7 protein-coding genes and 1 pseudogene are annotated in these 8,268 nt (G+C 67.5%); 1 reads left to right on the plus strand and 7 read right to left on the minus strand.

What is annotated here, in order from left to right; translation table 11 throughout:
• Positions 1 to 566: 566 nt before the first annotated feature.
• From OTB20_RS41420 to OTB20_RS41445, 7 genes and pseudogenes are all read right to left on the minus strand, one after another.
• Positions 567 to 1,316, minus strand: coding sequence for a hypothetical protein (locus tag OTB20_RS41420; protein WP_267825076.1), 750 nt, complete (start codon positions 1,314 to 1,316; stop codon positions 567 to 569).
• A gap of 98 nt (positions 1,317 to 1,414) precedes the next feature.
• Positions 1,415 to 2,203: a recombinase family protein gene (locus tag OTB20_RS41425; RefSeq protein ID WP_267825077.1), complete on the minus strand. Its 789-nt coding sequence runs from the start codon at positions 2,201 to 2,203 to the stop codon at positions 1,415 to 1,417.
• Positions 2,204 to 2,584, minus strand: a pseudogene (locus OTB20_RS43070) (zinc finger domain-containing protein); the annotation flags it as partial.
• Positions 2,585 to 2,972: 388 nt separating this feature from the next.
• Positions 2,973 to 3,677 carry a hypothetical protein gene (locus tag OTB20_RS41430; RefSeq protein ID WP_267825078.1) on the minus strand — a complete coding sequence of 235 codons (705 nt, stop codon included), beginning with the start codon at positions 3,675 to 3,677 and terminating at the stop codon, positions 2,973 to 2,975.
• Complete coding sequence (locus OTB20_RS41435) at positions 3,674 to 4,021, minus strand: PadR family transcriptional regulator (RefSeq protein ID WP_267825079.1); 348 nt, start codon at positions 4,019 to 4,021, stop codon at positions 3,674 to 3,676. Before OTB20_RS41435 ends, OTB20_RS41430 begins: the two co-directional genes overlap by 4 nt.
• A gap of 546 nt (positions 4,022 to 4,567) precedes the next feature.
• Positions 4,568 to 4,690 (minus strand): hypothetical protein, encoded by a 123-nt coding sequence (locus tag OTB20_RS41440; RefSeq protein WP_267825080.1) that lies wholly within the window; start codon positions 4,688 to 4,690, stop codon positions 4,568 to 4,570.
• A 352-nt stretch (positions 4,691 to 5,042) separates the two neighbouring features.
• Positions 5,043 to 5,816: an SDR family oxidoreductase gene (locus tag OTB20_RS41445; protein WP_267825081.1), complete on the minus strand. Its 774-nt coding sequence runs from the start codon at positions 5,814 to 5,816 to the stop codon at positions 5,043 to 5,045.
• Between the two features lie 1,035 nt (positions 5,817 to 6,851).
• Here OTB20_RS41445 and OTB20_RS41450 point away from each other — a divergent pair.
• Positions 6,852 to 8,126 (plus strand): MFS transporter, encoded by a 1,275-nt coding sequence (locus OTB20_RS41450; protein WP_267825082.1) that lies wholly within the window; start codon positions 6,852 to 6,854, stop codon positions 8,124 to 8,126.
• Positions 8,127 to 8,268: the final 142 nt, after the last annotated feature.

An 8,268-nucleotide genomic window follows, 5' to 3' on the forward strand; every position in this document is an offset into this window, starting at 1 on the left:
CGCCACAACGCGATCGCGTCGGACCGGAACTCCGCACTGTACTTCGAGGGCCTTGCCACGTGGTCTACACCTTCCAGGATCAACAAGATCCATTGTCAGGTGTGTCCACACCACAGGGATCACCTCACTCCACCGTCATGCGCGTACTCCCAGCGTTGTTCGACCCGTTGTCCCGGGCGGTGTCATCATCGGGGACATCTGCCGGTCAGCCCCGAAAGAAGCGCAGAAGTTCACCCGGCGCGTCCTGCCCGAACGATGAACATTCACTCCGGCTCGACTGAAGGCGACCGAGATCGCGACGGCCCGGCTGAATGAACTACTCGCCCACGTCGGGGACCTTGGACAGTCAGGGTGTTGAGCAGCACCACCGCCAAGGCGGGACCGGCGCATCGATCCCGCGAAGGCGAGGCAGCGCACAATCGCTGATGTGCACCTTCAGCGGCGGCGGCCGACCGGCCACCAGCCCCGACGTGTGTGTGCGCGGGCCGGGATCGGCGGCATTGGCGGATCCGTGGGCCGGGGCGGCACGGTTGGTGCAGGTGGTGCAGGTGGTGCGGGTTCGGGGGCTACCGGTTCGGCTGTGGCCGGAGGCGGCGCGTCGGTTTCGGGAGAGTGGGGGGGGCGCCGCCCTGGTCGGAGCCATGTCCGCCGGTGGCGGTGGGGTCAGCTCCGGTGAGTGAGGCCGGTGGTGTGGTGGGCACGTGTGGCCTGCTGGGGCGCGGATTGGGTGTGGACCCGGCAGCACGTGGCGGTGGGGTTTTGGGTGTGGCTGCCGCCGTGCGGGCCTGGCGCAGGGTGCGCTGGGCGAGGGAGAGCGGGGGCGGGCAGGCGGGCGCGCTGCTTCGGCGGGTGATGTCGTCATAGGTCCCGTGGGCGAGCTGCCCGTGTTCCTCGGCGAATAGTTGCAGCTCAGGCCTGCCTCTGCGGGGTGTCCAGGGCTTCCAGCTGCCGACGGCCAGGACAAAGGCGCCGACGGTGAGCGGAGCGAGGAGGCTGGGGTGGTCGGATCGGATGCGTACGGTGAAGCCGCGCCCGTCGGCGAGCCGGAGGACTGGCCTGTGCTCGCTGTCGTTCTCAACCGCGGTGACACGGCCGTAAACGGCTACGGGGTGCCGTGGCTTCCGCCCCGTGGTCAGACGCTCGTACAGGCAGGCCTGATCACCGGGCATGGGCCCGTAGCAGAACTCGTCCCAGCTCACCGCCGTCTCCTCCTTGGGCCGGCGGACCTTGAACTGGGCGACGACATCGGCGTCGAAGTCGTGCTTCTGCAGAAACCGGGCGATGACGACCGCGCTGTTGATCAGAGGGGGCAGCAAGGGGTATCGCCGAGATAAGCCCAAAAGGGGCCATGGATGATCTTGAAGCCGTGAAGGCCTTGTTTTCGCATTCGGCCAGGTGGCCTGTAGCTGAGTATCTACATGGGGCTGCGGTCGCGGTGCTGGAGGGCTGCGAAGTCGGCGTGTGCCGCCTCGACGGCCTCGGGGTACGCCTGGGTCTTCTCGTGCTCGGCCAGCGCCCGGTAGATGCTGGAGAGGCTGGGGCTGTGTCCTTTGCGGCGGCCGGTGGGGATGAGCAGGTCGGGCTGGATGGCCTCGACGGTCTCGCCGTTCGCGCGGCGGCGGAGCACGGTGTGGAGCATGTCGTCGGTGATGACCGGGGGCCGGCCGCCGTGGTTGCCCTTGCGGGCCGCGCTATCGAGTCCTTCGAGGGTGGACTCCCGAATGTTCTCGCGCTCCGTCTCGGCCATCGCGGCGGAGAACCCGAATAGCAGGCGTCCCGGGCCGCTGGGGTCGTACATCCCCTGGAGCGGTCCGGCGAGCATTTCCAGCACCAGGCCGTGGGCGGTGAAGTGGTCGGCCAGAGCTGTCAGCTCTGCGGCGTCGCGTCCCAGGCGTTTCATCTCGTACACCGTGAAGATGACCCGGCAGTGCGGGGCGTGGGCCTTGATTTCCCGGGCGGCAGTGAGTGCGGCCTCGAACTGCGGGCGCACCCGCACCCGCGTGCTGATCTTCTCGGAGAAGATCTTGTCCCGGGGGATGCGTTTGGCCGTGAGCGCGTCGAGCTGGGTCTGGAGTTCCTGGGTGAGGGTCGAGCAGCGGGCGTATCCGATGCGGATGTCGGCGCTCGGGGTGTCGGGGGCGACAGGCGCGGGGGTGCCGGGCCTCCACGGCTGGCCGGAGCCGCGGTCTGCGGGGGTGGGCACGCGCAGGAGTTTCGCGAGCCGGGGCACCTTCGTGAACCGGCCGGTGTGATAAGTCCCGGCGACCACACCGGAGCGCGAGCGACAGGGGGAGCCTGACTGAACGTCACAGCGGGGGCAGGCGTGGCACTCGAAATCGTCCGCTTCGGACGCGAGTGCGGTTGGGAGACCGTCATGATCCCGGATACCGTCACAAACATTTCCCAGAAAGGGCCGTTCCGGGCCGTTGCTCCGGGAAAGGTTCGTTTGACGGACCCCACCGACGAAAACGGCCGTCTCATCTGGATATCCTCCGCCCGGGCCGGCCGCACACCGCAGCCCGCCACGACCACATCCTGACCCACCTGCGCGCCGCCGGTCTCGGAGCGCTGGCCGACCTTGGATTCCGCGGCCTGGACAACGACGTACTCGACCCCGTGATCGTCACCGGCTTCGCCGCCAGCCGCACCCACTCACCCCCGGCCAGAAGACCGCCAACCGCGTCCTGGCCGTCCGACGCGCACCGGTCGAACACGGCTTCGCCCACCTGAAGAACTGGCGGGACCCTCACCAAGCTCCGCACCGACCCCGCCCGCGCGACCCGTCTCCTGCGCGCCTTGCTCGTCCTGACAAACCTCGAAGTCAACCGCTGACCGGCTTTGTCCACGAGAATGGCTTCTGACTCAGGTGCTGTGGAGCTACCCCGTACTCGCTCAGCCGTACGTCGGGCCGAGCCCCTGACGTGCGGGGCAGGTGACGTCCCGGCCGGGGCGCCCGGCGCACATGGCGTGGTTCAGCTGATCGCGTCCACCGGCGGGCAGGCGTGGTGCCGGATCCAGGCGCAGCCGCCCGCGACCGCGGCTGGCATGGCCGCGAGCGCCCCGGGGAAGGCGACGATGCCGAGGTTCCCGAGGACGGCGGCGCCGAGAAGCCCGATGCCGCCACCGGCCAGTGCGGCCGCCACCACGATGAGGGGCAGCGTCTTGACGAGCGTCCGCCGGGTGGCGTCACGTCCGGCCGCCAGGTGGTGTTCGAGACGGCGTGACACGCCGCGCAGGACCAGCCAGTAGGCGGCGGCAGCGCACAGTGCCCAGCCCGCCCACATCCACCAGGCGTCGAGGGTGGTGCGGCAGCCGAGGACCTCTCCGCCTGGCCCTGTCCCCCTACCGGTACAGGGGTCCAGGAGATGGGACCAGGACACCCAGCACAGGAACACGGCGAGCAGGGCGGGCAGGGCGGCGCCCTTGGCCGCCGCGGCGGCGATCTCCTTCAGGCGCCGGTGCTGCACGGGCAGCAGACCGCGTTCCATCGCCCAGGAGGTGGCCAGCGCCTCGATGTCACCGCCGATGTAGTCGGCGACCGACCGTCCGTCGAGGTCGGCGGCGACCAGGTCCGCGCTCAGCTCCTCTGCCATCTCCTCGGCCGCGGCCTTGTTGACTCCGAGGCGGTGCCAGGTCTGCCTGGCCTGCTGCGTCGCGTTCTCGACGGTCAGCGTCATGATTCTTTCCTTGCGTTCTGGTTGATGATGGAGCCGATGCTCGTGGCGAGTTCGTTCCAGTCGCGGCTCCACGACCGGAGCGTCTGCATGCCCGCTTCGCTGGGGCGGTAGTAGGTACGGGCGGGTCCGCCGTCCCCGCCTCGGCGCTCCACCTCGACCAGCTCGCGCTTGCGCAAGCGCGCCAGCGCCGGGTAGATCGATCCGTCTGCGACCTCCACGCCTGCCTCGGCGAGCTTGACGGTCAATTCGTAGCCGTAGACCGGGGCCTCTGCCATCAGGGCCAGCAGGCACATGTCCAACACCCCTCGCAGCCACTGGGCGCGGGGATTGGATGTCTCTTCCATGAGTCAGTACCTTACACAGCACGAGTCATGCACTACAAGCTAGTGCAGTGCAAGGTAGTGGGCTTGCAGCGAGCACAGCACCCAGATGAGCGCGCCCCAGAGCGGTAAACATGTGCCCGCGACACTCGGTGAACACAGCCGGCCGACGAACGATCTCCTCCGCAGACAGCCGCCCACGACCAGCGTGAGCACCCCGAGAACCGGTCACGCCAGCCCTTTGACCTGCGACTTCAAGTTGGTGGAAGCTCACGGCGTCGAAGGAGGCGTCGTACTCGCGGAGCACAAAACGCAGCGACTCCATCCGCGTGCCCGGATTGTCGGCGAGGTTGCGGGCCTGCAGTGTCCAGGCGCGCGTGGGGTGGGGAGGAGTTCGGCCCGAAGGGCGCCCCCGCGGGGGCGCCACGCGGTTCATATGGGAGCCGGAGAGTTCTGTGCCGGCGAGAACCACCTCAGCACATTCGCTGTCCATCCAGGTGGTCTCTGCGAGGTCGGTCCCCACGATGCGCGGGTGTGCAGCCAGACATCGTCGAACTGGGCGCGCCGGTATCAACCCCGAGTGAAGGTCACTGCGGAGAACGCGGGCTCGGTGAAGCCGGAGCTTCCGCCGTCCACGTCCTCGAAATCGCAGCGGTCGAAGTGGAGCCACTCGTAGGCGCCCTCCCGGTCCATCCGTCCGGTGAACGCCGTAAGGCGGTGTGCGTACGGGAGCTTGGTTAGATCACGGGGGCACGGGCTCGCATCAGGTCTCTCCAGAAGGCGGGAATCGGGTCAACGGTCAGGGCAGGCCCGCTCGCGCAGGCGGCTCTGATGGAGCCGGGGCGGGAGGGGACGAGTCCACACCCGCGATGCCCGGGCTGCTGCCAGGCATCGCGGCACGGGTAGCGGATCTGGTGTCGCGGCAGCGGGTTGCGCCGTTGGCGGCTCTCTCGCTTCTCTGCGACAGAGGTGGACGCGGGGCCGGTATCGATGCTCGGGACGGGTCATGTCGAGCGATCGCGCCGGAGAGTCCCGCTGGCGCAGGTCACCAGGGCAGCGGGAGCTCGACCAGGTTCACGTCCGAGCCGGTGAAGGTCCCGGTCCGTCCGCCGTCGGGCAGCGTGGCCAGGAGAACCGGGATGCGTGCTGCCTGCTCCACGGTCCGAGGCCCCGCACCCTGGGTGAGATCGGTCGCGGTATAGCCGGGGCAGGCCGTGTTGACCAGGATGCCCGCGTCGCGGAGTTCGTCGGCGTACATGATGGTGAGGGCGTTGAGCGCCGCTTTCGATGCCGTGTAGGCGGCGAATTGCGGAAAGCTCCCCGGCGGATAGGTGGCTCCAGGGCAGACCTTGAGCGCCGCGAGCATCAGCGAGCCGAGGGAACTGCCGATATTGACGATGCGCCCTGCCTGCGACCGGCGCAGCAGGGGCAGCAGGGTGTTGGTGACCGTGACGACACCGACGACGTTGAGCTCGAACACGCGCCGTGCTTCGCCGGTCGGGGTCTGGCTGGCCGGCTGCCACGGCGGCATGGTCCCGGCGTTGTTGACCAGCACGTCGAGCCTGCCCTGTTCTTTCTCGATGCGCTGTGCTGCAGCCATGACGCTGGTCTCGTCGGTGACCTCGAGCAGCACGGCACGGGCGTCGAGACCCGCGTCGCGCAGTTCACGCTCGGCCGCTTTTCCTCGCTTCTCGTCCCGGGCGCCCAGATAGACCGTCATGCCGCGTTCGGCCAGCTGCTGGGCGATGGCACGTCCGATGCCTTTATTCGCGCCGGTGACCAGTGCGATGGGGGAATAGGTACGGGTTCCTGAAGTCATGTAAATCTCCACGATGCGTCTCGTCGGATACCGTGAATTCACAGCATGTCGTCCAAGGCACGGCAACTCTCCACGCACGGCCCCAACAGCTGGTCAGAACTTGAGAATAACACGCCAGAGGGGCCAGATGTGCGTTCAAATTTGACGGTTTCTTGACGCTTGGCATCCGCTGGCCTTGACAATTGCTTGGCGCTGGTGGCTCACCATCCAATGGGTGCGGCTTGCGTTCTCTCGGGAGATATGAACAAGCCGGTAACGTGCCGCAACCGGGGAGAATCCCCAGCGGGCATCCCAGGAGCAACCACCATGCTTGCCGCGTCTCAGCCTAGGCGCCGCATGCTGAAGTCGCCCCGGATCGTTCCTGCAAGCGCACCCCGGTACACAGAGACGAAATGGCCCACAAAAGGTGCGCAGAGTGCACCTTGCCGTTTGACACTTCACCTCGAATCTGTGCAATGTCCCCTGAATCCGAGTGTTCACGCTTCGGCTGAAAACGCAAGCCGATGCCAGTAGATTCCCCACCGCCAGTGCTCATACACTCGACGATTTTGTCAAGCACAACAAGAAGCGAATCACAAAGCCCGAACCAACCTCTGGCATCGTGTTAGGGTCGCCTTTCGTCCCGAGCCCAGGCCCCGTGTCACGACGGGCTGCCATGCCCCGGATTGCCTCACGAACGCCCCGTTCACCAGCGAAGGGGGCGTCTCGTTCCTTTCCTGAAATTGAAACGCGCATTCTCCTGTCCATTTCTTTTTCCGGGGAATTCATTCCAGCTGATCCTTGGAGCCTTACCGTGTCTGCTGACACCACGACTGCCGCCTCCGCACGGCCGGACACCTCCGGCACCTCACCCGGGGGCCGCCATCTCGGCCCGGCCCTCTTCGTGATCGCCGCTGCCCAGCTGATGGTGGTCCTCGACGCCACCATCACCAACATCGCCCTGCCCAGCATCCAGACCGACCTGGGCGTGTCCGATCGCCAACCAACCTGGCATGGATCGTCAACTCCTACGCCCTCGCCTTCGGCGGCCTGCTCCTGCTCGGCGACCTGTTCGGCCGACGCCGCATGTTCCAGGCCGGGACCGCCGTGTTCACCCTGGCCTCACTACTGGGCGGACTCGCCCCGAACGAGAGCCTGCTGATCTCCGCACGCATCCTGCAGGGCGTCGGTGCGGCGCTCGCTGCACCTAGTGCCCTGGCATTGATCACCACGACGTTCCCGGCGGGCAAACCACGCAACACGGCGATGGGCGTGTACGCGGCCATGGGCGGCCTCGGCGCCACCGTCGGCCTGCTCCTGGGCGGCGTACTCACCGACGTCCTCGACTGGCGCTGGGTCTTCTTCATCAACATCCCCATCGGCCTGGCCGTCCTCTTCGGCACCAAGACCCTGGTCGAGGCCGAACGCCACCCCGGCCACCTGGACATCCCCGGCGTCATCACCGGCACCGGCGGCCTGATCGCCCTCGTCTACGCCATCACCCGCGGCGGCGAGCACGGCTGGACCGACAGCCTCACCCTGACCTCGTTCGCCGCAGCGGCCGCACTGCTGATCGGATTCCTGTTCCTGCAGGCCCGCACCGCTGACGCGATGATGCCGCTACGCCTGTTCAAGGACCACAGCCGGTGGGGCAGTTACGCCACCATGCTGTTCATCGGCGCTGGCATGTTCGCCACCTTCTACTTCCTGACGCTCTACATGCAGCTGCTGGGTTACAGCCCCGTCAAGACCGGCTGCGCCTACCTGCCCTTCAGCGCCGGCATGGGCCTCGCCGCGGCGGTCAGCTCCAAGACGGCCGCCCACGTCGCTCCCCGCCTGATCGCTGGGCCGGGCCTGCTCGTCGCGGCCGCCGGCATGTTCTGGTTCGCCGCTCTGGAGCCGGACTCCTCGTACGCCGCCCATCTGATGCCCGCCATGTTCGTCACCGCCCTCGGCCTGGGCATGAGCTTCGTCCCGCTGACGCTCGGCGCAGTCAGCGGCGTCACCCACCAGGACGCCGGGATCGCCTCGGCACTGCTCAACACGGCCCAGCAGATCGGCGGCGCCCTCGGCCTCGCGGTCCTGTCGACGATCTCAACCTCCGCAGCCAACAACAAGCTGCCCGAGGCAGCCTCCACGCTCTACCAGGGCCTGGCCACCAAGGACTTCCCGCTGGTCGCAAAGGCAGGCGAGGCACTGACCCACGGCTACAGCCTGGCCATCCTCGGAGCAGGTGCCATGTTCCTCGCCGGCCTGGCCGTCACCGCACTCGCCATCAACGCATGCAAACAACAACACGCCGAGAGCCCCGCAGTCGCCCACATGGGGTGACACCCAACACAGCCCCCAGGGCTGTTGCAAAGTCTTTTGGTCTTGGATCGTTGCTGGTCAGGAGAGGCCGAGGAGTTCGAGGGGTCGTCGGAAACAGTCGTAGGACATCTCGCGGAGGCTGGCCGCGATGTTCGTGTGGCCC

Source organism: Streptomyces sp. H27-H1 (assembly GCF_026627445.1).
Taxonomy (GTDB): domain Bacteria; phylum Actinomycetota; class Actinomycetes; order Streptomycetales; family Streptomycetaceae; genus Streptomyces.